Here is a 1,416-nt window from a genome sequence, read left to right as displayed (position 1 = left end):
CCCTCCCGTCTGAGGCAGAGCGCAAAGCATCTACTATCTAGGTGGACGACGTTTACTCCATTTCCGCCCACGGCGCATCTTTCGCGCTCTGCATGTCAGCCGGAACGGCCAGATCCTGGAAGCAGACGGCGGCACTGCACGCCACTCAGCGGTCAGTGGATCTCGCCAACCGCCTTTCCAGGCTGTTCGGCATCGACCCAACCCATCACCGCGTCAAGATCGACGCCCTTGCGAGTCGACCACTCAACCAAATTGGCGGGCCGGTAGCTTGACGAGTGGCGATACCGCTCGAAGACCGAGCCATCAATCGTCTCATTGACATTGATGTACGTCGCATCCGGGTCCCGGCCGGGAGGGGATGCAATGGGCCGAAGATGCCTCTTGCTGAGGATGGCGTAGGAGCCGCGCATGAACTCCCGGTAAGAGTCTGAAATCGGAGCGTCGAGGGCCCCGTCGTCCACCTCGATGTCGCTCCTGAACGCGAGACCGTGGGACCGGGCCTTTTCGATGATCCAGCTGAGAGGAGCCTGTGCAAGCAGATCATTCGGGTATCCGCCGCCCACATTACCGTGGGCGCCAGCAAACCAACGCTGCTCGACACTGCTGTAGGGACGCGGCGGTGCGATCACCGCCTGGGGATCGGTAGGGATTCTCTTCGTCCATAACGTCGGCATGAAGCTGTTGCGATGCTCATCGAGGGCAAGGGCGTGAAACGCATTCTCGATTGGCACCCTCAAGCCCGTGTCCAGAAATCGGAAACTGGTCCGACTGATGCCTTCCCAGCTGAACGCGGGAATGCCGAGCGCGCCGACAGTGTCCCAGACGGCCACCAGCTTGATCGGCACGCGGCGGGAGTATTTCAGCATCCAGCGTTCTTCCAGGGCAGAGGCCTTCAGCGGGCCTGCGACCAAGTCGTCATGAAGCTTCCACACGGTCAGCGCGTCGCGTCGGCGGTACCGGGCGAACAACTGGTTGACGCTTAACGGGGCACCCGGCCTCAACAGGCCACACTTGGTGATAAAGCCTGTCAGAGAACGCGCAGTGAAGGCGCCACGGCTGAAGCCGAACACGAAGATGTCGTCACCATCGTTGTAGTTTTCGACCAGCCACTCATAGGCATCAAGGATATTCCTGAGCAGCCCCTTCCCAAAGGCTCCGCCAATGACTCCGTTCACCCCGATATCATAGTAGGCGAGCTGGGCTGGGTTTCCGGTGTCTTTCGTTGAACACAGGGCGCGCAAGCGCCAGACATTGGTGTTGTCCGACACGGAATTCCAGGTTCCATCAAGGAAAACCGCCAGCCGCTTCTTACCCGGTCCCGCTGCCGATAATGATTCCATTTCGCTTCCTTGAAAAGGAAGACAGACCACGACATATGGCGGCTGTCCAGCGGTCCTAAGTCAGCGCCCTCCGGAG

At 60.0% G+C, this 1,416-nt stretch carries 1 protein-coding gene; it reads right to left on the bottom strand.

Translation table 11 applies throughout. The features are described from left to right. Positions 1-152: 152 nt before the first annotated feature. Positions 153-1,340 carry a DUF2235 domain-containing protein gene (locus EN781_RS32500; RefSeq protein WP_091600486.1) on the bottom strand — a complete coding sequence of 396 codons (1,188 nt, stop codon included), beginning with the start codon at positions 1,338-1,340 and terminating at the stop codon, positions 153-155. Positions 1,341-1,416 lie beyond the last annotated feature (76 nt).

The organism is Mesorhizobium sp. M4A.F.Ca.ET.090.04.2.1 (genome assembly GCF_003999085.1).
In the GTDB taxonomy this organism is placed as follows: domain Bacteria; phylum Pseudomonadota; class Alphaproteobacteria; order Rhizobiales; family Rhizobiaceae; genus Mesorhizobium.
Note: the sequence above shows the minus strand (reverse complement) of the source record. Positions and strands in the feature narration are given on the sequence as shown.

What these genes read in the sequence shown, in the direction of transcription:
- EN781_RS32500 (WP_091600486.1), bottom strand. Translation starts at nt 1,340, where the DNA reads ATGGAATCATTATCGGCAGCGGGACCGGGTAAGAAGCGGCTGGCGGTT.